Raw genomic sequence first — 22,848 nt, forward strand, 5'->3', positions numbered from 1 at the left:
GATCCAGCGTCCCGGCGCCGCGCCGGGACGCCCCGTTTGATGCTAGACCCCGCGCTCGGGATGACGAGGTACACAATGGCAACCGAAGTTCTGGTCCCCACGCTGGGCGAGTCGATCACCGAGGCCACCGTCGGCGAGTGGCTGAAGCAGCCGGGCGAGGCGGTCGCCGCCGACGAGCCCATCGCCAGCCTCGAGACCGACAAGGTTTCGGTCGAGGTTCCCTCCCCCGTCGCGGGCGTGATGGGCCAGCACGCGGTGAAGGTGGGTGACACGGTCGAAGTCGGCGCGCTGATCGCGACGATCGAGAGCGGCGACGGCGCCGCTGCTGCGTCGGCCAGCCCCGCTCCCGCCCCGGCAGCGAGCGCCCCCCAAGCGGCGGCGCCGGTCGCTGGCGGCTACGGCAACCATGGCGAGACGCCGGTAACCACCAACGCGCCCGCCGCGTTGTCGCCCTCGGTGCGCCGCGCCGTGCTCGAGCACGGCGTCGATCCCTCTACCGTGAAGGGCACCGGCAAGGACGGCCGCCTCACCAAGGAGGACGTCGCCGCCGCGGCCTCGACCAAGCCCGCCGAGACGAGTGCCGCGCCGGCGCCGCAGGGCGCGGCGACCTCGGGCGGTCGCAAGGAAGAGCGCGTCAAGATGACGCGCCTGCGCCAGACCATCGCCAAGCGCCTCAAGGAGGCGCAGAACAGCGCCGCGATGCTGACGACGTTCAACGACGTCGACATGACCGCGGTGATCGAGGCGCGCGCCAAGTACAAGGACCTGTTCGAGAAGAAGCACGGCGTCCGGCTCGGCTTCATGGGCTTCTTCGTGAAGGCCGCGACGATGGCGCTGAAGGACATCCCGTCGGTCAACGCCTCGATCGAGGGCGACGAGATCGTCTACCACGACTATGCCGACATCTCGGTCGCGGTGTCGGCGCCCAATGGCCTCGTCGTCCCGGTGATCCGCGACGCGCAGGCGCTGTCGGTCGCGGGCATCGAGAAGACGATCGGCGACTTCGGCAAGCGCGCCAAGGACGGCACGCTCAAGATGGACGAGATGAAGGGGGGCACCTTCACCATCTCGAACGGCGGCGTGTTCGGCTCACTGATGTCGACCCCGATCATCAACCCGCCGCAGTCGGCGGTGCTCGGCCTCCACCGCATCGAGGAGCGCCCGGTGGTCCGCGACGGCCAGGTGGTGGTGCGCCCGATGATGTATCTCGCGCTGAGCTACGACCACCGCCTGATTGACGGCCGCGAGGCGGTGACCTTCCTGGTCGCGCTCAAGAACGCGATCGAGGACCCGACGCGGATTCTGATCGACCTGTAAGTTCCCCGTGCTCCTGCGCACGCAGGAGCCCAGGGTTACAAGCGTGACGTTCGTTATTCCTGGGTTCCTGCGTGCGCAGGAACACGGTCTAGAATGAAGGGGTGAAGCCCGGTTACGTCTACCTGATGGCAAGTCGCCGCAACGGCACCTTGTACGTCGGAGTGACCAGCGGCCTCCCGGCCCGAGCGTATCAACACCGTAACGGTCTCATTGACGGCTTCTCCAAACGATATGCCTGCACGCTGCTTGTCTGGTACGAGGCGCACGACGACATACAGGATGCGCGGCAACGCGAGCTGCAGCTGAAGAAGTGGAAGCGAGCCTGGAAGCTCGACCTCATCGAGCGGTCCAATCCAGGCTGGAAGGATTTGTACGAGACGCTGTTCTGATCGTGTTCCTGCGCAAGTAGGAGCCCAGAGCCACAGAGGGCGCCTCGCGATAACCCTGGGCTCCTGCGTACGCAGGAGCACGATGGAGCAGAGTGATGGCTGACGAACAGCAGTACGACTATGACGTTCTCGTGATCGGCGCCGGGCCGGGCGGCTATGTCGCCGCGATCCGCGCCGCGCAGCTCGGGCTCCGCACCGCCTGCGCCGAGAGCCGCGAGACGCTGGGCGGCACCTGCCTCAACGTCGGCTGCATCCCTTCCAAGGCGATGCTCCACGCCTCCGAGCTGTACGACCATGCCGCCAACGGCGCGATGGCCAAGCTGGGCATCAAGACCCAGGTCGAGCTCGACCTCGAGACGATGCATGGGCAGCGCCGCGACGCGGTGAAGCAGCTCACCGGCGGCATCGAATATCTGTTCAAGAAGAACAAGGTGACCTGGCTCAAGGGCCGCGCCGCCTTCCAGGACGCGCATAGCGTCTCGGTCGGCGACCAGCGCGTCACCGCCAGGAACATCGTGATCGCGACCGGCTCATCGGTCACCGCGCTGCCCGGCGTGACGATCGACCAGCAGGTGGTGGTCGACTCGACCGGCGCGCTCGAGCTGCCGCGCGTACCCGAGCATATGGTGGTGATCGGCGGCGGCGTGATCGGGCTCGAGCTCGGCTCGGTGTGGCGCCGGCTCGGCGCCAAGGTGACCTGCGTCGAGTTCCTCGACCAGATCCTGCCCGGCTTCGACGGCGACATCCGCAAGGAGTCGAACAAGATCTTCAAGAAGCAGGGGATCGAGTTCAGGCTCTCGACCAAGGTGACCAACGTCGCGGTCGAGGGCGGCAAGGCGGTGCTGACACTCGAGCCCGCGCAGGGCGGCGAGGCGACCACGCTCGAGGCCGATTGCGTGCTGGTGTCGATCGGGCGCCGCCCCAACACCGACGGGCTCAACCTCGAGGCCGCCGGGCTCGCCACCAACCAGCGCGGCCAGGTCGAGATCGACCACGACTTCCGCACCAAGGTCGACGGCATCTGGGCGATCGGCGACGTCGTCCCCGGCCCGATGCTCGCGCACAAGGCCGAAGACGAGGGCATCGCGGTGGCCGAGAACATCGCCGGGCAGCATGGCATCGTGAACCACGACGTGATCCCCTCGGTGGTCTATACCTGGCCCGAGATCGCGGGCGTCGGCCTCACCGAGGAGGTCGCGCGCGAGCGCGGCGAGGTGAAGGTCGGCAAGTTCCCGATGATGGCCAACAGCCGCGCGAAGACCAACCACGAGCCCGACGGCTTCGTGAAGGTGATCGCCGACGCCAAGACCGATCGCGTGCTCGGCGTGTGGTGCATCGCCACCGTCGGCGGCACGATGATCGCGCAGGCGGCGCAGGCGATGGAGTTCGGCGCCACCAGCGAGGACATCGCCTACACCTGCCACGCGCACCCGACGCATTCTGAGGCGATCAAGGAAGCCGCGATGGCGGTCACCGGCAAGCCGATCCATATCTGAGGTCGGGCAGCATGAAGCTCAGCGCGCGCAACCAGATCAGCGGCACGATCACCGCGATCACGCCGGGTGCGGTCAACGGCACGGTCAAGGTCGACATCGGCGGGGGCAACACCGTCACTGCCGCGATCACCGAGGAGGCGATCGCCGAGCTCGCGCTCGCGGTGGGCGATGCCGTTACCGTCGTGGTGAAGGCCAGCGACGTCCTGATCGGCAAGTGAGCCGGCCGGCGTGACGCGCGAGGAGCGCGAGCGCCGCTGGCTCGCGCTCACCCGCGAGGTGATGCCGGGGCTGGCGCGCGCGCGCGGCTGGCCCGTTCACGCGGATCATTGCTTCCAGCGCATCCTGCTCGACCACGCCTGCGGGGAACGCTGGTATGACGCGATAGCGGCACGCCCGGCCTATCGCCACGCGACCGACGCCCAGCTCGACGCGGCCGTCGCACTGGGTGAGGCGGTCGTGGCGGGCGACGCGGATCTTGCGGCGTTGAACCGCCAGTCGCTGGTGTGGCGGAGGAAGGTGTAGCGTCCCGCGCGCACGCCATCTCTGCGTCGCCGTCGCCGAGTTCGCGTAACACCCCGGCTCGTCTGACGCACCGGTAGGAATAGACATCTACCGCCGGTCGTTGATCGCGGGCAGCCACAGCCGCGCAGCCACACCGTCCCCGTTCTACACTGTCCCGCTCCGAACAGCTCCCGGACCATTGTACGCACGGAGGAGCCCAGACCGCGTTGAACTCTCCCCCGCCTTGCCGGTTGTCGCCGCATTGCCACGGAGAATACCCGCCATGCTCGCCTCGCTGTTGATCGCCGCCGTCTCGGGCATGCGCGCGATGACTCCGCTCGCCACCGTCGCCAACGCCGCGCGTCGCGGTGAACTGCCGCGCGGCGGTGGCGCGCCCGCGTTGCTCGCGCACCCGCTCGTTTCCGCGGGCACGCTGGCGCTCGCCGCGGGTGAGCTCGCCGGCGACAAGATGAAGACCGCGCCCGACCGGATCATCCTGCCCGGCATGGTCGCGCGCGTCGCGACCGGGGCCTTCGCGGCGGCGAGCCTCGCGCCAAGAAGGCAGCGCACGCTCGCGGCCGTGCTCGGCGCCGGGGTCGCGGCCGGAGCCTCCTACCTCACCTTCCGCGCGCGGGCAGCGGCGATGCGCCGTTACGGCCAGACCGCCACAGGCGTCGTGGAAGACGCGATCGCACTCGGCACCGCCGCAGTGGCGGTACGTGTCGCGCGCTGACGCCGCGACATATTGGCAGCGACGCGGCGATCGGCTACGCCGCGCGGCGGGGCCGGTATCCGGTCCCACGATCGCGCCGGTGCCCCGACGAGGGGCTCAAATGGGAATGCGGTGACGGGATTACTCCCCAAATCCGCGGCTGTCCCTGCAACTGTGAGCGGCGAGCGAGCGGCACATGCCTCCTGCGAAGGCCGGAGGCGGTCACTGGAGTGCGGGGTTCGCCCCGCCCCGGGAAGGCCGTGCCGGGAGCGACGACCCGCGAGCCAGGATACCTGCCGGCGCAGGGTCGCTCTTGCCTTTGGTCCAGGGGATGGCCGGGCACGGTGTTCCGTCTGAGCGACGAAGCCATGCGGCCGGGGCCGCAGCGGCGCGTGGCACGGGCGACGGCGGGCGCCCGTCCGTGGTGCGCGCCGGCCGACCTTCGGCCCCGGTCCACGCACTCGTCGCGGCGCCCCGAAGGAACATCATTGCGCGACCTGTCCAAGGTTCCCGTCACCGTCGTCACCGGCTTCCTCGGCGCGGGCAAGACCACGCTGATCAGCCATCTCATCCGCCACGCCGGCGGGCGGCGGCTCGCCGTCGTCGTCAACGAGTTCGGCACGCTCGGGGTCGACGGCGCCATCCTCGAGCAATGCGCCATTCCCGACTGTCCGGCGGAGAACATCGTCGAGCTTGCCAACGGATGCATCTGCTGCACCGTAGCGGATGATTTCATCCCGACGATCGAGCGGCTACTCGCGCTCGAGCCTCGCCCGGACCATATTCTGATCGAGACCTCGGGGCTGGCGCTGCCCAAACCGCTGCTCAAGGCATTCGACTGGCCCGCGATCCGCTCGCGCGTGACGGTGGACGGCGTGATCGCGCTGGCCGACGCCGAGGCGGTCGCCGCCGGCCGCTTCGCGCCCGATCCCGCCGCGGTCGCCGCACAGCGCGCCGCGGACGTCGAGGTCGAGCATGACACGCCGCTGGCCGAGGTGTTCGAGGATCAGCTCGCCTGCGCCGACGTGGTACTGCTCACCAAGGCCGATCTCGCCGGCCCGGACGCGGTGGCGACGGCGCGCGCGGTCGTGGTGGCCGAGGCGCCGCGACCGGTGCCTGTCGTCGCACTGGTCGACGGCGCGATCGATCCCGGTGTGATCCTCGGGCTCGGCGCGGCGGCGGAGGACGACCTCGCCGCGCGCCCGTCGCACCACGACGGCTTCGACGACCATGAGCACGACGATTTCGACAGCCTCGTCCACGAGCTGGGCGAGATCGACGACCCGGCCGCCCTGTCCGCGAGGATGGCGACGTTCGCGCGCGACCACGACGTGTTGCGCGTGAAAGGCTATGCGGCGGTGCGCGGCAAGCCGATGCGGCTGCTGGTGCAGGCGGTCGGCGCGCGCGTGCGCACCAGCTACGACCGGCCGTGGCGCGCCGACGAGCCGCGCCGCACACGGCTGGTGGTGATCGCCGAGCGCGGGCGGGTCGACGCCGCGATCGTCGGGGCGGCGCTCGCCGGCTGAGCCAGCCATGCACGTCCTCTTCCGCGAGACGCACGGGCTCGACGCGGCGGCCGCGCCGCGCGACCTCGCGCAGTCGCCCGCCGATCTCGTCGTCCTGTCCTTCTCGGACAGCGACCTGCAGGCGTTTGCCGTCGGCTGGCACGCCGCCTCGGCGAGCGGGGCGGCGCTGCCGTCGCTGCGGCTCGCCAACCTCGCCGAGCTGACGCACCCGCTCTCGGTCGACACCTATGTCGAGACGACCCTGGCCCACGCGCGCGCGATCCTGGTTCGGCTGATCGGTGGACGCTCCTACTGGAGCTACGGGCTGCAGCAGCTCACGCGCTTGGCGCAGGAGCGCGGCATCGCGCTGGCGGTGCTCGCCGCGGACGGGCGCGAGGACGCCGCGCTCGACGCCGCCTCGACGTTGCCGCCCGCCGAGCTGCGCGCGCTGGCGCGGCACTGCGACGCGGGCGGCGCCGAGGCGGCGCGCGCCGCGCTGGGGCTGCTCGCGCGTGCCGCCGGGCTCGACGCCGCGCTGCCGGCGGAGACATCGCCGCTCGCCGCGGTGGGTGCCTGGGCGGAGGGTGCCGCGCCCACCTGCCCCGCCGCGCTCGCTTTCGCAGTGGAGCGGCCGCGTGCGCTGATCGTCTTCTACCGTTCGTATCTGCTCGCCGGTGATGTCGCGCCCATCGCGGCGCTGAGCCAGGCGCTCGCCGCGCGCGAGCTGCCTGCGGCGGCGCTCTTCGTCCCCTCGCTCAAGGCGCCAGAGGCACGCGGCTGGCTGCGGCGCTGGGTCGCCGCGCTCGCGCCCGAGGCGATCGTCAGCGCCACCGCCTTCGCCGCGGGTGACGCCGAGGATGCGTCCCCGCTCGACGCCGCGGGTGCGCCGGTCTTCCAGGTGGCGCTGGCGACGTCCGATCGGTCCGACTGGGCCGCGGCGGTGCGGGGGCTCTCGCCGGCTGACCTCGCGATGCACGTGGTGCTGCCCGAGGTGGATGGACGGGTCTTCGCCGGGGTGGCGAGCTTCAAGGATGCGAGCGCGCGCGATCCGGTGCTGGAGTTCGCCCGGCGCGTGCATCGGGCCGAGCCGGCGCGGGTCGCCGCCATCGCGGACCGCGTCGCGGGCTGGGTCGCGCTCGGGCGCAGGCCGCGCGGCGAGCGGCGGATCGCGCTGGTGCTCTCCACCTACCCAGGCAAGGGCTACCAGCTGGCGCACGCGGTCGGGCTCGACCCGCTCGCCTCCGCCGAGGCGCTGCTGCGCGACCTGGCCGAAGCGGGCTATGATGTTGAGATTGGCGGGATCGAGCCGCTGTATGGGGTGCACCCGGGCGGGCTCATCGCTAGGCCATCCCGGCGAACGCCGGGGTCCAGGCGGGGAGGCTCCCGTGATAGCACCGCGACGTTCCCCACCTGGACTCCGGCGTCTGCCGGGGTGGTTTCGGCAGGTGGTGACGATCGCCCTCTCCACTTCGTGGGCAAGGAAGCTTCCCTCGCCTGGCCGCTCGCCGACTATGAGCGCGCCCTCGCTACCCTCCCCCGCGCTCTCCAGGACTCACTGACCGCCACCTGGGGTGCGCCCGACGACGATTCCGCCGTCGCGGATGGCCACTTCCACTTCGCCGCCCTTCAGCGCGGCAACGCGCTCGTCGCGCTCCAGCCGGAGCGCGGCGACCCGCGCGCGCGCGGCGGCGACTATCACGACGTCACCCGCGTCCCGCGCCATGCCTATGTCGCCTTCTATCTCTGGCTGCGCGCGCGCGGCAGCGACGCGATCGTCCATGTCGGCGCGCATGGCACGCTCGAGTGGCTGCCGGGCAAGGCGGTGGCACTCTCGGACGAATGCTGGCCGGAGGCGCTGATCGGCCCGACCCCCCTGATCTATCCCTTCATCGTCAACGATCCCGGCGAGGCCGCACAGGCCAAGCGCCGCGCCGCCGCAGTGACGCTCGGGCACCTGCCCCCGCCGCTGGTACGCGCCGAGACGGGCGTGGGGCTCGGGCGCCTGGAGCTGCTGCTCGACGAATTCTCCGCCGCCGACGGGCTCGATCCGGCGCGACGCGCGCGGCTGATCGGCGACATCGCCGACGAGGCAGCGGCGACCGGGCTCGCCGCCGAGCTCGATCTCACCGCCTGCGCCGGCGACGCCGAGCGGGTCACCCGCATCGACGCCTTCGTCTGCGACGTGAAGGACGCGCGCTTCGGCGACGGGCTCCACGTCTACGGCCGTGGCGAGAGCGGCGCCAACGAGCGCGACGGACTGCTCGCGGCACTGGACGGCCGGCGCGTTGCCCCGGGGCCGGCGGGCTCGCCCGCGCGGGGCGCCGCGGTGCTGCCGACCGGGCGCAACCTCTATGGCGTCGACCCGCGTGCCACCCCATCGCGCGCGGCGCACCGTCAGGGCGTCGCTCTCGCCGAGGAGCTGCTGCGCCGCCACTTGCAGGACGAGGGCGATTACCCGCGGGCGCTGGTGGTCGACCTGTGGGGCTCGGCCACGATGCGCACCGCTGGCGAGGAGTTCGCGATGGCGCTTCACCTCCTCGGCGCCGCGCCGCTATGGGATCATGGCTCGGATCGCGTGACCGGGATCGAGATCCTGCCGCTGGCGCTGCTCGACCGGCCGCGGATCGACGTGACGCTGAGGATATCGGGCCTGTTCCGCGACACGTTCGCGCCGCTCTGCGCCTTGTTCGGCCAGGCCGTGCGCGCGCTCCACGCCCGCGACGAGCCGCGCGACCGCAACCCCTTCGTCGGCGCGGCGGCCGAGCCGCGGGTCTACGGCCCGGCGCCCGGTGACTATGGCGTCGCGCTCGGCGACAGCGCCGAGCGCTACGGAGAACCGGGGCGCGCCGCCGCTGGCGAGCGGTGGCTTGCCGCCTCGTCGCACGCCTATGACGACGCCGTCGCGACGCCGGCGGGTCTCGACGACGCCCCCGGCCTGCGCCGCCGCGTGGTCGCCGCGACGGCGCTGATCCACCCGCACGATCTGCCCGAGAGCGACCTGCTCACCGCAGCGGAGGTCGCCGCGCATGTCGGCGGCTTCGCCGCGGCCAAGGCCAGTCTGGGCGGTGAGGCGCGGTTGCTCCACCTCGACAGCCGCGACCCGACGCGCCCGCGCGCGCGGCCGATCGGCGAGGAGATCGCGCGAGTGATGCGCGCGCGCGCCGGCAACCCGCGCTGGCTCGCCGGTATGAGGCGCCACGGCTATCGCGGCGCGGCCGAGATCGCGGCGACGCTCGACCATCTCGCCGCCTTCGCGCATCTCGCGCGCATCGTCCCGCCCGCGCTGCTCGACCTCTACCACGATGCCACGCTCGGCGACGCGGCGGTGCGTGACTTTCTCGCCGCTGCCAATCCGGCGGCGCTGGCCGCGATGGAAGCCCGTTTCCTGGCGCTGCACCGCTCGGGGCTATGGCCGACCCGACGCAACGCGATCGTGGCCGCGCTCGGGGATAGGGCATGAGCAAGGTGCGCGGCTGGTGCCCGAGCGCGTGGCGGCCGATGCTCGCGGGCGACGGGTTGCTGCTCCGCGTCCGGCCACCGCTGGCGCGGCTGACACGCGCGCAGGCGCTGCTCGTCGCCGAACTGGCGACGGGCTACGGCAACGGCGCGATCGACCTCACGCGTCGCGCGGCGCTTCAGCTGCGCGGCTTCGACGAGGCCGGCTGGCGCGCGGCGGTGGATCGCCTGGTGTCGGCCGGGCTGGTCGACCCCGACCCCGCGATCGAGGCGGTCGCGCTCACGGTGGCGCCGGACTGGCGGGAGGGCGACGACACGCATCGGGTAGCGCGCGCGCTGATGGCGCGGCGGGCTGAACTGCCATCGCTTCCGGCCAAGTTCGGGATCGCGGTCGACGCGGGTCAACGCGCGGTGCTGGGCGGCACGCCAGCGGACCTGCGGTTGGAACGCGGCGACGGCGGCGGGCTGATCCTGCGCGCTGACGGGCGAGCGACCGGCGTGCGCCTGAAGCATGGGCAGGAGGTCGAGGCGATCGCAACACTGGCGGACTGGTTCGTCGCGAGCGGAGGCGCGGCAGCGGGGCGAATGGCGCGGCATGCGGCGGTGCTGCCGAACTGGGCTGCTTTGGGCGTGGGGCCGCTCGCGGGCGAGGTGGAGAGCGAGCAGGTGACGCCGCGCTACGGTCGCCTCACGGGCGCTGAGTTGGCATCGCTCGCCGTTGGAGTCGAGGCGCTACGGATCACGCCGTGGCGCTCGCTGCTGCTGGAGTGTGAAGCGGCGCGGCCGCCGGCGCCGCCAAGCTCTTCTGACATCTTCCCCGGCAAGCGGAGGTGGCAGGGCGAAGGCGTGACTGAGGGGTGTCGCGGCGTGGGTATGTCGCTCGGCTCACCAGAGGCGACACCCCTCCACCAGCCTTCGGCTGGTCCCCCTCCCCTTGCAGGCGAGGATGAGGTTCGCGTCAGCGGCTCGGCACCAGTAGACGCGCGATGGCTGCAAGCTTCAGCGCCTGCCCCTTCCACCGTCACCGCCTGCGTCGGTGCACCCGCGTGCCCGCAGGCGAGCGTCGTCACCCGCGCGCTCGCGGACCGGCTCGCCGCGGCGTCGGTGGCCGGACCGATCCACGTCTCCGGCTGCCCCAAGGGCTGCGCCCGGAGCGCACCCGCGGCGCTCACGATCGTGGGGCGCGGCGGTCGCTACGACCTCGTTCGCGACGGGCGCGCTGACTCGCTTCCCCTCCTTCGCGGCCTGACCCCCGCGGCGCTGCTCACCCATCTCGGAGCCGATTGAATGCGACCCGCCTATGAGACCGACGGCGCGACGATCTACCGCCAGTCGTTCGCGATCATCCGCGCCGAGGCCGAGCTCGCACGCTTCTCCGCCGAGGAGGAGCCCGTGGCCGTGCGGATGATCCACGCCGCGGGTCTCGTTGCCCTCGCCGGCGACATCCGCTTCTCGCCCGGCTTCGCCACCGCCGCCCGGACGGCGCTGGCGGCGGGCGCACCGATCCTGTGCGACGCGCGCATGGTCAGCGAGGGGGTCACGCGCGCGCGGCTGCCCGCCGACAATGCGGTGATCTGCACGCTGCACGATCCCGCGGTGCCGCCGCTCGCCGCGGCGCTGAACACCACGCGCTCCGCCGCGGCGCTGGAGCTGTGGCGCCCGCACCTCGGCGGTGCACTGATCGCGATCGGCAACGCACCGACCGCGCTGTTCCACCTGCTCGCGATGCTCGACCACCCCGCCTGCCCGCGCCCCGCCGCGATTATCGGCTGCCCGGTCGGCTTCGTCGGCGCTGCCGAGTCGAAGGAGGCGCTGTGGTGCGAGGCGCCCGTGCCCTGCGCGACCCTGACGGGCCGGCTCGGCGGCAGCGCGATCACGGTCGCGGCGGTCAACGCGCTGGCGAGCGCGGCCGAATGAGCGCGGGCACGATCCACGGCGTCGGGCTCGGACCGGGCGCGGCGGACCTGATGAGCGTCCGCGCCGACCGGCTGGTGCGCGGCGCGCGCCACCTCGCCTTCTTCCGCAAGCGCGGGCGGCCTGGCCACGCGCGCCGGTTGGTGGAGGGCATGCTGCGCGCCGATGTCGTCGAATATGCGATGGAATATCCGGTCACGACCGAGCTGTCGGTGAGCGATCCGGCCTATAACGCGCAGCTCGCCGCCTTCTACGCCGAGAGCGCCGCCCATCTCGCCGCGCTCGCCCGCGCCGGCGAGGAGGTGGTGGTGTTGTGCGAGGGTGACCCGTTCTTCTACGGCTCGTTCATGCATCTCCACGCGCGGCTCGCCGGCGTTGTGCCGGTGGCGGTGGTGCCGGGCGTCACTGGCATGTCGGGCGCCTGGACGGCCAGCGGCGCGCCGATCACCTGGGGCGATGACGTGCTCACCGTCGCCACCGCGACCCTGCCCGAGGCCGAGCTGACCCGCCGCGTGCGCGACACCGACGCGCTGGTGGTGATGAAGGTCGGCCGCCACCTGCCGAAGCTACGCCGCGCGCTCGCCGCCGCCGGGCGCGAGGATGCGGCTTGGCTGGTCGAGCACGCCGCCATGCCCGAGCAGCGCGTCGTGCCGCTCGCCGAGGCGGGCGAGACCGCGCCTTATTTCGCGATCGTGCTCGTCCATGGCCAGGGGCGGCGCCCGTGAGCGCGGGCTGGCTCGCCATCGCGGGGCTGGGGCCGGGCGACGAGGCGCTCGTCACGCCCGAGGTGAGCACTGCGCTCGCCGCGGCGACCGACGTGATCGGCTACATTCCCTATGTCCGCCGCGTCACACCGCGACCCGGGCTGACCCGCCACGAAACGGACAACCGTGTCGAGCTGGATCGCGCGCACCACGCTTTGTCGCTCGCCGCGGGCGGCGCGCGGGTCGTGGTGGTGTCGTCGGGCGATCCCGGTGTGTTCGCGATGGCGGCGGCAGTGTTCGAGGCGATCGAGGCGGGCGAGCCGAGCTGGCGCGCGCTCGACGTGCGCGTGCTGCCCGGGATCACCGCGATGCTCGCCGCCAGCGCGCGCGCCGGTGCACCGCTCGGCCATGACTTCTGCGCGATCAACCTGTCGGACAATCTCAAGCCCGCCGCGTTGATCGAGCAGCGCCTCCGACTGGCGGCGGAGGCCGACTTCGCGATCGCGCTCTACAACCCGCGCTCCGCCGCGCGTCCGGATGGGCTCGATCGCGCGCTCGCGGTACTGCGCGCGGCCTGTGCTGACTCACGTCCGGTGCTGTTCGCGCGCGCGGTGACCACGCCCGCGGAATCGCTGCGGGTCGTGCCGCTGCCGGAGGCGCGCGGCGACATGGCGGACATGCGGACGCTGGTGATCGTCGGCTCGAGCCGGACGCGGCTGATCGAACGCGCCGGCGCGCCCTGGCTCTACACGCCGCGGTCGGTGGCGTGATCGAGCCAGTCGAGCACCGCGGGGACGCTCTCGCACGTCCGCCGCGGCGGCAGCGCGGGGCGGTCGATCATCAGCACCGCCAGGCCGAGCGCGCGGGCCGCGACGAGCTTGGCCGCGGCGCCGTCGCCGCCCGCGTTCTTGCACACGATCAGCTCGGTGCCATGCGCTTGCAGCAGCCGTTGGTCGGCCGCCGCGGTGAACGGACCGCGGTCGATCACCAGCCGGTGGTGCGGCAGCGCGGGCGCGCGCTCCGGCGCGTCGACGAAGCGGAGCAGATAATGGTGCTGCGGCCGCGCGGTGAAGCGTTCGACGTGCATTCGCCCGAGCGCCAGCATCACCCGGCGCGGCGGTCCGTCCAGCGCGGCGACCGCGGCGTCGAGGTCGGCGACGTGCGTCCAGCGATCGCCCGCGCCGGCGTGCCACGGCGGCCGGGTCAGTGCGATGATTGGCACGCTCGCCTGCGCCGCGGCGGCGACCGCGTTGGCGCTGATCTGCGCGGCGAAGGGATGGGTCGCGTCGACGACATGAGTGACCTGCTCGGCGAACAACCAGGCGGCGAGTCCTGCGACGCCGCCGAATCCGCCGACGCGCACCGGCACCGGCTGCGCGCGCGGGTGGGCGGTGCGGCCGGCGTAGCTCAGCGTCGCGCGAACCCCTCGCGCGGCGACCGCGGCGGCGAGCGCGCTCGCCTCGGTGGTGCCGCCGAGGATGAGGAGGTACGGCATGGCTGAGCGGGATCCGTGGCTGACGATCGTCGGGATCGGCGAGGATGGACCGGGCGGGCTGTGCGCCGCAAGCCGCGCCGCGCTGGAAGCCGCCGCGCATGTGATCGGCGCGCCGCGCCAGCTCGCGTTGCTGCCCGAGCTGACGGCGACGAGGGAGCCATGGCCCGTTCCTTTCGCTCACGGAGTCGAGCGGCTGCTGGCGCGGCGCGGCCGACCGACGGTGATGCTCGCCTCGGGCGACCCGTTCTGGTTCGGCGCCGGCGGCACCGTCACCGCGCTGCTCGCGCGCGACGAGTGGGTCGCTCATCCCGCGCGCTCGACCTTCGCGCTGGCGGCGGCACGGCTCGGCTGGCGGCTGGAGGAGACCGCCTGCCTCGGGCTGCACGCCGCGCGGCCCGGTCGGATGCGCCCGCTGCTCGCGCCGGGCGAGCGCGCGATCGTGCTGGTGCGCGACGGTGATGCCGCGGCGGAGATGGCACGCTATCTCGCCGCGCAGGGCTTCGGCGCGAGCGCGGTGACGGTGCTGGAAGCGCTCGGCGGCGCGCGCGAGCGGGTGCGCACGACCGCCGCCGCGGCATGGGGCCTCGACGACGTCGCGCACCCGGTCGCACTCGCCATCGCGGTGGCGGGCGAGGGCCGCGTGATGCCGCGCGCGAGCGGGCTCGCCGACGACTGGTTCGCGCACGACGGCCAACTCACCAAGCGCCCGCAGCGGGCGCTGGCGCTCTCCGCACTCGCGCCGCGCGCGGGCGAGCTGCTGTGGGACATCGGCGCGGGCTCGGGCTCGATCGCGATCGAATGGCTGCTCGCCCACCCACGCACCGCGGCGGTGGCGATCGAGCGCGACCCGGTCCGCGCCGCCCGCGCCCGCGCCAACGCCGACTCGCTCGGGGTCGATCGACTGCGGCTGGTCGTGGGAGCAGCACCCGACGCGCTGGCCGGGCTGCCGCCGCCCGACGCGGTGTTCGTCGGCGGGGGACTCTGCGATGCGCTGCTCGACTATCTGTTCCACTCGCTGCCTGGTGGCACCCGCCTGGTGGCGCACGCGGTGACGCTCGAGTCGGAGGCGCTACTCGCCGCCCGGCACGTGCAGCAGGGCGGCGCGCTGCTGCGGGTGGAGCTGGCCGAGGCGGCCGCGCTTGGCACGCGGCGGGGCTGGCGCGCCAGCTTCCCGATCGTGCAGTGGAGCGTGACGCTGTGATCGTCGCCGGCTTCGGCTGCCGTGCCAGCGCCACCGCCGAGTCGCTCGCCGCCGCTTTCGCCGCCGCGGCGCAGGGGCGATCGGTCGACCGCCTCGCCGCCCCGGCCGACCGCGTCGCACTGCTGGCGCCGCTCGCGCGCGCGCTCGGCGTACCCGTCGTTCCGATCACTGATGCGGCGCTCGCAGCGACTGTCACGCCGACCCGCTCGCCTGCTAGCGTCACCGCCCGCGGTACCGGCAGCGTCGCCGAAGCGACCGCGCTCCACGCCGCCGGTCCGGGTGCCCGCCTGCTCACGACGCGACTCGTCTCCCCCGATCGACGCGCCACCTGCGCGCTCGCCATAGGAACTTCATGACCGTTCATTTCATCGGTGCCGGCCCCGGCGCGCCCGACCTGCTGACGCTGCGCGGCCGCGACCTTATCGCCGCCGCGCCGGTTTGCCTCTACGCCGGCTCGCTCGTTCCGGCCGCAGTGCTGCGCCACTGTCCGCCCGGCGCTCGGATCGTCGACACCGCTCCGCTGTCGCTCGACGCGATCGTCGCCGAGATCGTTGCCGCGCACGCCGCGGGGCAGGACGTGGCGCGACTTCACTCGGGCGACCTGTCGGTCTGGTCGGCGATGGGCGAGCAGCTGCGTCGGCTGCGCGCGCTCGGGATACCGGTCACCGTGACGCCGGGCGTCCCCGCCTTCGCGGCCGCGGCGGCCGCGCTGGAGAGCGAGCTGACGCTGCCTGGCATCGCGCAGTCGGTGGTACTCACGCGCACGCCCGGCCGCGCCAGCGCGATGCCACCGACGGAGACGCTCGCCGCCTTCGCCGCGACCGGCGCGACGCTGGCGATCCACCTCTCGATTCATCGGCTCGCCGAGGTGGTGGAGACGCTGCTGCCGACCCACGGTGGCGACTGCCCCGCCGCGGTGGTGTGGCGCGCGAGCTGGCCCGACGAGCGCGTGGTGCGCGCGACGCTGGCGACGCTCGCCGACGCCGCGGCGGGCGGACCCGAGCGCACCGCGCTGATCCTCGTCGGTCGCGCGCTCGGCGCCGAGTGCTTCGACGAGAGCCGGCTCTATGCGCCCGACTATGACCGACGCTTCCGCCCCGCCGCGGGGCCGGCGGCGTGACGCCGGGTCTGATGATCGCCGCCCCCGCCTCCGGCAGCGGCAAGACCACGGTGATGCTCGGTCTGCTCCGCGCGCTCGCCGAGGAGGGCGTGACCGTCCAGCCTTTCAAAAGCGGTCCCGACTATATCGATCCCGCCTTCCACCGCGCCGCGTGCGGACGCGACTCGTACAATCTCGACGGCTGGGCGATGCCGGGCGCGCTGCTCGACTCGCTCGCCGCGCGCGCGGCCGACGCCGAGCTGGCGCTGGCCGAGGCCTCCATGGGGTTGTTCGACGGCGTGGCGTCACCGGGGCAGAGCGGTACCGGCGCGGGGGCGGAGATCGCCCGGCGGTTCGGCTGGCCCGTCGTGCTGGTGCTCGACGTCAGCGGCCAGGCGCAGTCCGCCGCCGCGACCGCGCTCGGCTTCGCGACGCTCGACCCCGAGGTACGTATCGCCGGCGTGATCCTCAACCACGTGGCGAGCGCACGGCACGAGCGGCTCGCGCGCGCGGGCATGGCGGCCGCGGGGATCACGGTGCTCGGCGCGCTGCCCCGCGCACCGGCGTTGCGCCTTCCCGAGCGCCACCTCGGCCTTGTCCAGGCGGACGAGCACGCCGATTTGGAGAAGCGGATCGCCGCACACTCCGCCTTCGTCCGCGCTCATCTTGACCTGACAGCTCTGCGTGTCCTCGCCGCGGGTGGGCACGCCAATGCAGCGTCGCCTCGGATCGACCCGCCGGCGCAGCGGATCGCGCTCGCGCAGGATGCCGCCTTCTCCTTCACCTACCCACACCTGCTGGGCGGCTGGCGCGCGGCGGGAGCGACGCTGCTGCCCTTCTCACCGCTCGCCGACGAGCCACCCGACTCGGACGCCGACCTCGTCTGGCTGCCCGGCGGCTATCCCGAGCTCCACGCCGGCCGCATCGCCGCCAACGAGCGTTTCCTCGCGGGGCTGCGCGCGCATGCCGAGACGCGCCCCGTCCACGGCGAGTGCGGCGGCTATATGGTGCTCGGCGAGGCGCTGGTCGACGCGGACGGCACGCCCCACCGCATGGCCGGGCTGCTTGGACTGGTGACGAGCTATGCGACGCGGCGGCTGCACCTCGGCTATCGTCGCGCGACGCTGGCGCGGCGGCTCGGCGCCCTCGCGCCCGACACGACGCTGTTCGGGCACGAGTTCCACTATTCTTCGATCGTCGCCCAGCCCGACCCGGCGCTCGCGGCGGTCACCGACGCCGACGGAGTCGCGGTGGCGGAAACCGGCTCGGCGCGCGGGCACGTCAGCGGCAGCTTCTTCCACCTGATCGCGGCGGCGGGATGATCGCGCTGAGCCTCATCGGGATCGGCACCGGCAACCCCGACCATCTCACCCGCGCGGCCGAGGCGGCGATGCGCGCGGCCGACCTGATCCTGCTGCCGCGCAAGCGCGCCGAGACCGCCGAGCTGCTCGACCTGCGCGCGACGATCTGCGCCGCGGTGGTCGGCGAGACGGCGCAGACCGCGACCTTCGACGTACCCGGGCGCGACCCGGCGCTGCCCTATCTCGACGGCGTCGCGGCCTGGCACGATGCGATCGCGGCGGCGTGGTGCGCGGCGATCACGCGCCACCTGCCCGACGGCGGTCGCGTGGCGCTGCTCGTCTGGGGGGACCCCTCGCTCTACGACAGCAGCCTGCGAATCGCCGCGCGGCTCGGTGCCGGCGCCATGCCAGTGGCCGTTGAGGTCGTGCCCGGCATCACCAGCCTGCAGGCGCTCGCCGCGGCGCACGCCGTCCCGCTCACCGGGCTCGGAGCGCCCCTGCTCGTCACCACCGGACGCCGGCTTACCACGGAGGGATGGCCCGTAGGGATCGAGATGGTGGCGGTGATGCTCGACTCGGGCTGCGCGTTCGAGCGGCTGGATCCGGCGGGCACGACGATCTGGTGGGGCGCCTATCTGGGCATGCCGCAGCAGTCCTTGCTCGCGGGTCCGCTCGCCGCGACGGCGCCAGCGATCCGCGACGAGCGCACATTGCTGCGCGCGCGGCACGGCTGGATCATGGACTGCTATCTGCTCCGCCGCGACGCAGCTCGCGCAGTCGCCAGCGATCGGTGAACGACAGCGCCACGGTGGCGAGCGGCGCGACGTCGATCGCCAGCGTCGCCGCGACCGGCAGCGCCAGCGCGTGCGCCAGCGCGGCGCGGATCACCGCGGCATGGCTCACCGCAAGCCACCGTCCCTCGCCGGTCGCGGCGAGCGTGTCGAGCCACGCGCCCACCCGCTCGCGCACTGCGTCGAGCGACTCACCGCCGGGTGCGCCGCGCTCCGGGGCCGCGATCCACGCCGCGAGCGCTGCCTCCGGCAGCGTCATCAACGCGCGGCCACGCCACGTGCCGGCGTCCTGGTCGGCCAGCGCCGGCTCGTCCGCCGCGGACAGGGCAAGTGCCGCGGCCGTCTCGCGCGCGGAGCGCTCCGGCGCGACGACGCAACGCCACGACGCCGCCGCGCCGAGCCGCAGCGCCTGTACCTTGGCTAGGCCAGCGGCATCGAGCGCGTCGTCGGGCGCCGCGAAGCGTGCGGCGCGCGTCGCCTCGGTGGCGCCGGCGCAGAGCAGCAGCAGGCGAACGGTCACGATGGGGCTCCTGCTCGGTTGACGCGGTGCCGCGCAGCCGCCACAGCTGCGTGCCTCAGCACCGGGCGGGAAGCCGGTGAGACTCCGGCGCGGTCGCGCCACTGTGATCGATGGCCATTGCGCTGTCGAGAGTCAGACCCCGCCCGGCGCATCAACCCGCTATTCCGGGCGCGCCTCCCCGGACTGGAGCCGAACCGATGACCAGCCGCGTCGCCGCGCGCCCGCTCGCCGCCCCCGCACCTGCTTCCGCTGGCGCGATCCCGCTCGCCGAGATCGCACCCTGGGCTGTCTTCGCCGCGATCGTCGCGCTGATCCTGCTCTACTTCGTCAGCACCGAGCAGGGCGCCTTCGCGCTGTTCAAGGGCATGTACGTCCACGAGTTCGTCCATGACGGGCGGCACCTGCTCGGCTTCCCCTGCCACTAAGCGCAAGGTCACATCATGACAGGGCTGCTGCTCTGGCGGGGGATGCTTGCCGGGCTCGCCGGCGCGTTCGTCGCCGCCACCTTCGCGCTGATCGTCGCCGAGCCGCACGTCGACGCCGCGATCGCCTTCGAGGCACGTCACGCCGCGCACGGGGGCGGAGTCGAGCTGGTGTCGCGTGCGACGCAGAAGACGCTCGGGCTGTACACCGCGATGATGCTCTACGGCACCGCGCTGGGCGGGCTGCTCGCCATCGTGGTGGCGGCGTGCCACGGCCGCGTCGGCGCGATCCCGCCGCGCGCGCTCGCGCTGCTGCTCGCCGCGCTCGCCTGCGTCGTGCTGGTGCTCGCGCCCGCGCTGAAATACCCGCCGACACCGCCCGCGGTGGGGCTGCACGAGACGGTGCGGCTGCGCACCGGTGCCTTCCTCGCGATGCTGGCGGGATCGCTGCTCGCCGCTCTCGCCGGCGCGTGGACGGCGCAGCGGCTCGGCGCGGTGCTGACGCGGCTCGACCGCTGGCTCGCGGGCGGGCTGGTCTATCTCGCCGCCGTCGCGCTGCTTGCCGCGCTGCTGCCACACGTCGACGAGGTGCCCGCGGACTTTCCCGCCTCGCTGCTGTGGCAGTATCGCGTCGCCGCGATCGCCGGGCAGATGATCTTCTGGCTCATCACCGCCGAGCTGTTCGGCCGGCTCGCGCAGCCGCTGCTCGCGCCGCGGGTGGCGCGATGACCGCCACCGAGCAGCGCCACACCGAGAAGATGCGCCGGGTGCAGGCGAGCCGGCGCGCGATGATGGCGACCAAGACGCAGGAGAAGGGCCTGCTGATCGTCCACACCGGCGCGGGCAAGGGCAAGACCACCGCCGCCTTCGGCATGGCGGTGCGCACGATCGGCCACGGCATGCGCGTCGGCATCGTCCAGTTCGTCAAGGGCGCGATGACCACCGGCGAGCGCGCGGTGTTCGACGCCTTCCCCGATCTCGTCACCTTCCGTGTGATGGGCGAGGGCTTCACCTGGGACACGCAGGACCGCGCCCGCGACATGGCGGTGGCGCGCGCCGCGTGGGACGAGGTGGCGCGGATGGTCGCCGACCCGTCGTACGCGATGGTGATCGCGGACGAGCTCAACATCGTCCTGCGCTACGATTATCTGCCGGTCGCCGACGTGCTCGCAGTCGCCGCAGCCCGACCGGCGATGACGCATCTCGTCGTCACCGGGCGCAACGCGCCCGCCGCGCTGATCGAGGCCGCGGACCTCGTCACCGAGATGACCCAGGTCAAACACCCGTTCCGCGGCGGGGTGAAGGCGCAACCGGGAGTGGAGTTCTGATGGTCACGCTTCGCGCCGCCGCGCCCGGCACGTCGGTCGTCGCGTGCAACACCTGTCGCCACAGCGCCGAGGCGCGCGAGGACGGCGACGGCGCGCGCGGCGGTGCGCGGCTTGCAGCCGCGCTGCACGCGCTGCAGGCGAGCGACCCGGCCTATGCCGCGGTGTCAGTCGAGGAAATGCCGTGCCTGTTCGCGTGCGCCGACTTCTGCACCGTCCACCTGCGCGCGCCGGGCAAGGTGGGCTATGTACTCGGCCGCTTCGCCCCCGGGGACGACGCCGCGCGCGCCATCCTCGACTATGCCGCGCGCTACGCCGCCACCGAGACCGGCCAGGTGCCGTTCAAGGAGTGGCCGGCCGGCGTGAAGGGGCATTTTCTCACTCGCACCCCGCCAGAGGGATTTGTCGTCGCATGATCCGGCTCGACACGCCCGCCGCGCTCGATCTCGCGCTGCGCACCCTTCCCGCCCCCGACGCGAGCGCGCGCGCCGCCGCGGCGGCGCGGCAGGCGGAGCTGACCAAGCCGCGCGGCTCGCTCGGCCGGCTCGAGGAGATCGCGCTATTCATGGCAGCCTGGCAGGGGCGCGCGATCCCGAAGCTGGAGCGCGGACGGGTCGCGCTCTTCGCGGGCAACCACGGCGTCGCGGCGCGCGGTGTGAGCGCTTTCCCACCCGAGGTCACCGCGCAGATGGTGGCGAACTTCGCCGCAGGAGGTGCCGCGATCAACGCGCTCGCCGGGTCCGCCGGGCTGGAGCTGACCGTCACCGCGCTCGAGCTCGACCGCCCGACCGGCGACATCGCCGAGACCGACGCGATGAGCGAGGCCGAGTGCGGCGAAGCGCTGATGGCGGGCGCCGCCACGGTCGAGCCCGGGCTCGACCTGCTCGTACCCGGCGAGATGGGCATCGCCAACTCCACCGTCGCCGCCGCGCTCTGCGCCGCCGCGCTGGGCGGCGATGCTGCCGACTGGGTCGGCCCCGGCAGCGGGGTGAGCGGCGCGGCGGCGACGGCCAAGCGCGACGCAGTCGCGCGCGCGCTGACGCGTCACCGCGCCCGCGCCAACACGCCGTTCGAGGCGCTGCGCCGGCTCGGCGGGCGCGAGATCGCCGCCATGGCCGGCGCGGTGATCGCGGCCCGCCACGCCCGCGTGCCGGTGCTGCTCGACGGCTTCATCGCCACCGCCCCGCTCGCCCCGCTCGCGGCCGCGGCGCCGACGATCATCGACCATTGCCTCGCCGGCCATCGCTCGGCCGAGCCGGGGCACGCGCGGCTGCTCGCCGGTCTCGGTCTGGCTCCGCTGCTCGCGCTCGACCTGCGGCTGGGCGAGGCGAGCGGCGCCGCGGTCGCGGCGGCGGTGGTCCGTGCCGCGCTCGCCGCGCACGAGCGCATGGCGACCTTCGCCGACGCGGGGGTGAGCGCGGGGTGACCGCCCCGTTCACGGTCCACCTGATGCGCCACGGCGCCACAGCTTTCGCCGGGCATCTCAACGGTCGCAGCGACGTGCCCGTTACCCCTGCCGGGCTGGCGAGCTGCGTCGCCGCGGCCACCACGCTCCGCTTCGAGCGCGTGATGAGCTCGGACCTGGCGCGCGCGCACGACTGCGCCGTCGCGGTCGCACGCACGGCCAAGGTGCCGGTCAGCACGGACGCACGCTGGCGCGAACTCGACTTCGGCGAGTGGGACGCCTGCCACCCGGACGCGCTCGACCCGGAACAGCTCGCCGCTTTCTGGGCCGACCCGGAAGGTGCCGCCCCGCCCGGCGGCGAGCGCTGGTCGACGCTCACCGCGCGCGTCTCGGCGGCGCTGGACTCGCTGCCCCCCGGCACCCTGGTCCTCACGCATGCCGGCGCGATCCGCGCCGCGCTGGCGGTCGCGTGCGGGCTCGACTCGCGCCAGGTGTGGATGTTCGACCTGCCTTATGCCGCGACCGTGACGCTGCGACGCTGGCCGGGCGCGACGCCGGTGACCCAGATCACCGCGCTGCGATGATCCGCGCGCTCGTCGTCGCGCTCGGCTTCCTCACGCGTTTGCCGCTGCCGCGAGTGGCAGCGACCGAGCGCGACTGGACCGCGTCGATCCGCTGCTACCCGCTCGCCGGCCTGATCGTCGGGGCGATCGTCGCGATCGCGGGCGCGCTCGCGGGCACGCGCGACCCATGGCTCGGCGCGCTGGCCGCGCTGGTCAGCTGGGTCGCGCTCACGGGCGCGCTCCACCTCGACGGCCTGAGCGACCTCGCCGACGCGCTCGGGGCCGCGCACGGCGACCGCGGACGGCTGCTGCGCGTCCTCGCCGAGCCGCAGGTGGGAAGCTTCGGCGTGGTCGCGATCACGCTCCAGCTGCTCGCCAAATTGGTGCTGCTCCACGCGCTGCCGGCCGGCGGCTGGTGGACGCTGCCGCTGGTCGCCGCGGCGGCGCGGGCGGGGCCGCTCGCCTGGGCGCGCTGGCTGCCGCCGCTCAAGCCCGGGCTCGGCGCGACGCTGGCCGGCGCGGTGCGCGTCCGTGACCTCGCCGGCTGGGGTGCGCTGCTGATCGCCGCGGGCGCACTCCAGCAGGCGCTGCTCACCGCTCTGCCGCTGATGGGGCTCTACGGCTGGTGGCTGAAGCGGCGGCTCGGCGGGATCAACGGCGACGCGCACGGCGCAGGCGTGGAACTGATCGAGACCGGGCTGCTCGTGATGGTCGTCGCGCTGGGCTGAGCGC

The 22,848-nt window shown here is 73.5% G+C and carries 26 protein-coding genes and 2 riboswitches; of the genes, 24 read left to right on the forward strand and 2 right to left on the reverse strand.

All coding sequences use genetic code 11. The features are described from left to right. Positions 1–75: 75 nt before the first annotated feature. From odhB to cobJ, 12 genes are all read left to right on the forward strand, one after another. Positions 76–1,317 carry a 2-oxoglutarate dehydrogenase complex dihydrolipoyllysine-residue succinyltransferase gene (odhB, locus tag FHY02_RS04990; protein ID WP_183920754.1) on the forward strand — a complete coding sequence of 414 codons (1,242 nt, stop codon included), beginning with the start codon at positions 76–78 and terminating at the stop codon, positions 1,315–1,317. Positions 1,318–1,418: 101 nt separating this feature from the next. Beyond that, positions 1,419–1,706, forward strand: a complete 288-nt coding sequence (locus FHY02_RS04995) for a GIY-YIG nuclease family protein (RefSeq protein ID WP_311731774.1) — start codon at positions 1,419–1,421, stop codon at positions 1,704–1,706. Between the two features lie 95 nt (positions 1,707–1,801). Further along, a complete protein-coding gene (gene lpdA, locus FHY02_RS05000) occupies positions 1,802–3,202 on the forward strand; it encodes a dihydrolipoyl dehydrogenase (RefSeq protein WP_183920755.1) in 1,401 nt (466 codons plus the stop codon). A gap of 11 nt (positions 3,203–3,213) precedes the next feature. After that, on the forward strand, positions 3,214–3,420 hold the full coding sequence (locus FHY02_RS05005; protein WP_183920756.1) for a molybdopterin-binding protein: 207 nt from the start codon (positions 3,214–3,216) through the stop codon (positions 3,418–3,420). A 10-nt stretch (positions 3,421–3,430) separates the two neighbouring features. Then, positions 3,431–3,724, forward strand: a complete 294-nt coding sequence (locus tag FHY02_RS05010) for a GCN5-related N-acetyltransferase (RefSeq protein WP_183920757.1) — start codon at positions 3,431–3,433, stop codon at positions 3,722–3,724. 262 nt (positions 3,725–3,986) lie between these two features. Further along, on the forward strand, positions 3,987–4,436 hold the full coding sequence (locus tag FHY02_RS05015) for a DUF4126 family protein (RefSeq protein WP_183920758.1): 450 nt from the start codon (positions 3,987–3,989) through the stop codon (positions 4,434–4,436). 60 nt (positions 4,437–4,496) lie between these two features. Next, a riboswitch (cobalamin riboswitch) is annotated at positions 4,497–4,731 on the forward strand. A gap of 172 nt (positions 4,732–4,903) precedes the next feature. Further along, complete coding sequence (cobW, locus tag FHY02_RS05020) at positions 4,904–5,941, forward strand: cobalamin biosynthesis protein CobW (protein WP_183920759.1); 1,038 nt, start codon at positions 4,904–4,906, stop codon at positions 5,939–5,941. Between the two features lie 7 nt (positions 5,942–5,948). After that, positions 5,949–9,380: a cobaltochelatase subunit CobN gene (cobN, locus tag FHY02_RS05025; RefSeq protein WP_183920760.1), complete on the forward strand. Its 3,432-nt coding sequence runs from the start codon at positions 5,949–5,951 to the stop codon at positions 9,378–9,380. Beyond that, positions 9,377–10,663, forward strand: coding sequence for a cobalamin biosynthesis protein CobG (locus FHY02_RS22855; protein ID WP_260172616.1), 1,287 nt, complete (start codon positions 9,377–9,379; stop codon positions 10,661–10,663). The genes cobN and FHY02_RS22855 overlap by 4 nt, the downstream gene beginning before the upstream one ends. After that, entirely contained in the window at positions 10,664–11,293 is a 630-nt protein-coding gene (locus tag FHY02_RS05035) for a precorrin-8X methylmutase (RefSeq protein ID WP_183920761.1), read from the forward strand. It begins immediately after the preceding gene. Continuing rightward, on the forward strand, positions 11,290–12,015 hold the full coding sequence (cobI, locus tag FHY02_RS05040; RefSeq protein ID WP_183920762.1) for a precorrin-2 C(20)-methyltransferase: 726 nt from the start codon (positions 11,290–11,292) through the stop codon (positions 12,013–12,015). The genes FHY02_RS05035 and cobI overlap by 4 nt, the downstream gene beginning before the upstream one ends. Beyond that, on the forward strand, positions 12,012–12,764 hold the full coding sequence (cobJ, locus tag FHY02_RS05045; protein ID WP_183920763.1) for a precorrin-3B C(17)-methyltransferase: 753 nt from the start codon (positions 12,012–12,014) through the stop codon (positions 12,762–12,764). Before cobI ends, cobJ begins: the two co-directional genes overlap by 4 nt. On the opposite strand, the gene FHY02_RS05050 is transcribed toward cobJ, so the two are convergent. Beyond that, positions 12,740–13,489, reverse strand: a complete 750-nt coding sequence (locus FHY02_RS05050) for a cobalt-precorrin-6A reductase (protein WP_183920764.1) — start codon at positions 13,487–13,489, stop codon at positions 12,740–12,742. The two genes, cobJ and FHY02_RS05050, sit on opposite strands and share 25 nt — an antisense overlap. Between FHY02_RS05050 and cbiE the strand changes: the two genes are divergently transcribed. Genes cbiE through cobF form a run of 5 tightly spaced genes read left to right on the forward strand, consistent with a single transcriptional unit; the run spans position 13,488 to position 17,884 of the window. Next, positions 13,488–14,690, forward strand: coding sequence for a precorrin-6y C5,15-methyltransferase (decarboxylating) subunit CbiE (gene cbiE / locus FHY02_RS05055; RefSeq protein ID WP_183920765.1), 1,203 nt, complete (start codon positions 13,488–13,490; stop codon positions 14,688–14,690). The genes FHY02_RS05050 and cbiE overlap by 2 nt on opposite strands. Next, positions 14,672–15,046, forward strand: a complete 375-nt coding sequence (locus FHY02_RS05060; RefSeq protein WP_311721330.1) for a cobalamin biosynthesis protein — start codon at positions 14,672–14,674, stop codon at positions 15,044–15,046. The genes cbiE and FHY02_RS05060 overlap by 19 nt, the downstream gene beginning before the upstream one ends. Continuing rightward, a complete protein-coding gene (cobM, locus tag FHY02_RS05065; protein ID WP_183920766.1) occupies positions 15,043–15,810 on the forward strand; it encodes a precorrin-4 C(11)-methyltransferase in 768 nt (255 codons plus the stop codon). The genes FHY02_RS05060 and cobM overlap by 4 nt, the downstream gene beginning before the upstream one ends. A gap of 11 nt (positions 15,811–15,821) precedes the next feature. Continuing rightward, the gene (locus tag FHY02_RS05070) at positions 15,822–17,111 is read left to right on the forward strand and encodes a cobyrinate a,c-diamide synthase (protein WP_183920767.1); all 1,290 of its coding nucleotides are present in this window, start codon (positions 15,822–15,824) and stop codon (positions 17,109–17,111) included. Next, complete coding sequence (gene cobF, locus FHY02_RS05075; RefSeq protein WP_183920768.1) at positions 17,108–17,884, forward strand: precorrin-6A synthase (deacetylating); 777 nt, start codon at positions 17,108–17,110, stop codon at positions 17,882–17,884. The genes FHY02_RS05070 and cobF overlap by 4 nt, the downstream gene beginning before the upstream one ends. On the opposite strand, the gene FHY02_RS05080 is transcribed toward cobF, so the two are convergent. Beyond that, the gene (locus tag FHY02_RS05080) at positions 17,826–18,401 is read right to left on the reverse strand and encodes a histidine phosphatase family protein (protein WP_183920769.1); all 576 of its coding nucleotides are present in this window, start codon (positions 18,399–18,401) and stop codon (positions 17,826–17,828) included. The two genes, cobF and FHY02_RS05080, sit on opposite strands and share 59 nt — an antisense overlap. 67 nt (positions 18,402–18,468) lie before the next feature. Continuing rightward, a riboswitch (cobalamin riboswitch) is annotated at positions 18,469–18,540 on the forward strand. A gap of 58 nt (positions 18,541–18,598) precedes the next feature. On the opposite strand from FHY02_RS05080, the gene FHY02_RS05085 reads away from it, so the two are divergent. Genes FHY02_RS05085 through FHY02_RS05115 form a run of 7 tightly spaced genes read left to right on the forward strand, consistent with a single transcriptional unit; the run spans position 18,599 to position 22,844 of the window. Then, positions 18,599–18,826, forward strand: coding sequence for a CbtB-domain containing protein (locus FHY02_RS05085; RefSeq protein ID WP_183920770.1), 228 nt, complete (start codon positions 18,599–18,601; stop codon positions 18,824–18,826). Between the two features lie 15 nt (positions 18,827–18,841). Then, positions 18,842–19,552 (forward strand): CbtA family protein, encoded by a 711-nt coding sequence (locus tag FHY02_RS05090; protein ID WP_260158753.1) that lies wholly within the window; start codon positions 18,842–18,844, stop codon positions 19,550–19,552. Continuing rightward, entirely contained in the window at positions 19,549–20,151 is a 603-nt protein-coding gene (gene cobO, locus FHY02_RS05095; RefSeq protein WP_183920771.1) for a cob(I)yrinic acid a,c-diamide adenosyltransferase, read from the forward strand. The genes FHY02_RS05090 and cobO overlap by 4 nt, the downstream gene beginning before the upstream one ends. Then, positions 20,151–20,564 carry a DUF1636 domain-containing protein gene (locus FHY02_RS05100; protein WP_183920772.1) on the forward strand — a complete coding sequence of 138 codons (414 nt, stop codon included), beginning with the start codon at positions 20,151–20,153 and terminating at the stop codon, positions 20,562–20,564. The genes cobO and FHY02_RS05100 overlap by 1 nt, the downstream gene beginning before the upstream one ends. Then, positions 20,561–21,574, forward strand: a complete 1,014-nt coding sequence (cobT, locus tag FHY02_RS05105; protein WP_183920773.1) for a nicotinate-nucleotide--dimethylbenzimidazole phosphoribosyltransferase — start codon at positions 20,561–20,563, stop codon at positions 21,572–21,574. The genes FHY02_RS05100 and cobT overlap by 4 nt, the downstream gene beginning before the upstream one ends. Next, on the forward strand, positions 21,571–22,137 hold the full coding sequence (locus FHY02_RS05110) for a histidine phosphatase family protein (protein ID WP_311721329.1): 567 nt from the start codon (positions 21,571–21,573) through the stop codon (positions 22,135–22,137). Before cobT ends, FHY02_RS05110 begins: the two co-directional genes overlap by 4 nt. Continuing rightward, positions 22,137–22,844, forward strand: a complete 708-nt coding sequence (locus FHY02_RS05115; RefSeq protein WP_183921445.1) for an adenosylcobinamide-GDP ribazoletransferase — start codon at positions 22,137–22,139, stop codon at positions 22,842–22,844. Before FHY02_RS05110 ends, FHY02_RS05115 begins: the two co-directional genes overlap by 1 nt. The last annotated feature ends 4 nt before the right edge of the window (positions 22,845–22,848 follow it).

This window comes from Sphingomonas sp. BK069 (assembly GCF_014193405.1).
Lineage (GTDB): Bacteria > Pseudomonadota > Alphaproteobacteria > Sphingomonadales > Sphingomonadaceae > Sphingomonas.

Coding starts and splice junctions, on each gene's coding strand:
- odhB (WP_183920754.1), top strand. CDS start 76: ATGGCAACCGAAGTTCTGGTCCCCACGCTGGGCGAGTCGATCACCGAG.
- lpdA (WP_183920755.1), top strand. CDS start 1,802: ATGGCTGACGAACAGCAGTACGACTATGACGTTCTCGTGATCGGCGCC.
- FHY02_RS05005 (WP_183920756.1), top strand. CDS start 3,214: ATGAAGCTCAGCGCGCGCAACCAGATCAGCGGCACGATCACCGCGATC.
- FHY02_RS05015 (WP_183920758.1), top strand. CDS start 3,987: ATGCTCGCCTCGCTGTTGATCGCCGCCGTCTCGGGCATGCGCGCGATG.
- cobN (WP_183920760.1), top strand. CDS start 5,949: ATGCACGTCCTCTTCCGCGAGACGCACGGGCTCGACGCGGCGGCCGCG.
- FHY02_RS22855 (WP_260172616.1), top strand. CDS start 9,377: ATGAGCAAGGTGCGCGGCTGGTGCCCGAGCGCGTGGCGGCCGATGCTC.
- FHY02_RS05035 (WP_183920761.1), top strand. CDS start 10,664: ATGCGACCCGCCTATGAGACCGACGGCGCGACGATCTACCGCCAGTCG.
- cobI (WP_183920762.1), top strand. CDS start 11,290: ATGAGCGCGGGCACGATCCACGGCGTCGGGCTCGGACCGGGCGCGGCG.
- cbiE (WP_183920765.1), top strand. CDS start 13,488: ATGGCTGAGCGGGATCCGTGGCTGACGATCGTCGGGATCGGCGAGGAT.
- FHY02_RS05050 (WP_183920764.1), bottom strand. CDS start 13,489: ATGCCGTACCTCCTCATCCTCGGCGGCACCACCGAGGCGAGCGCGCTC.
- cobM (WP_183920766.1), top strand. CDS start 15,043: ATGACCGTTCATTTCATCGGTGCCGGCCCCGGCGCGCCCGACCTGCTG.
- FHY02_RS05070 (WP_183920767.1), top strand. CDS start 15,822: ATGATCGCCGCCCCCGCCTCCGGCAGCGGCAAGACCACGGTGATGCTC.
- cobF (WP_183920768.1), top strand. CDS start 17,108: ATGATCGCGCTGAGCCTCATCGGGATCGGCACCGGCAACCCCGACCAT.
- FHY02_RS05085 (WP_183920770.1), top strand. CDS start 18,599: ATGACCAGCCGCGTCGCCGCGCGCCCGCTCGCCGCCCCCGCACCTGCT.
- FHY02_RS05090 (WP_260158753.1), top strand. CDS start 18,842: ATGACAGGGCTGCTGCTCTGGCGGGGGATGCTTGCCGGGCTCGCCGGC.
- cobO (WP_183920771.1), top strand. CDS start 19,549: ATGACCGCCACCGAGCAGCGCCACACCGAGAAGATGCGCCGGGTGCAG.
- FHY02_RS05100 (WP_183920772.1), top strand. CDS start 20,151: ATGGTCACGCTTCGCGCCGCCGCGCCCGGCACGTCGGTCGTCGCGTGC.
- cobT (WP_183920773.1), top strand. CDS start 20,561: ATGATCCGGCTCGACACGCCCGCCGCGCTCGATCTCGCGCTGCGCACC.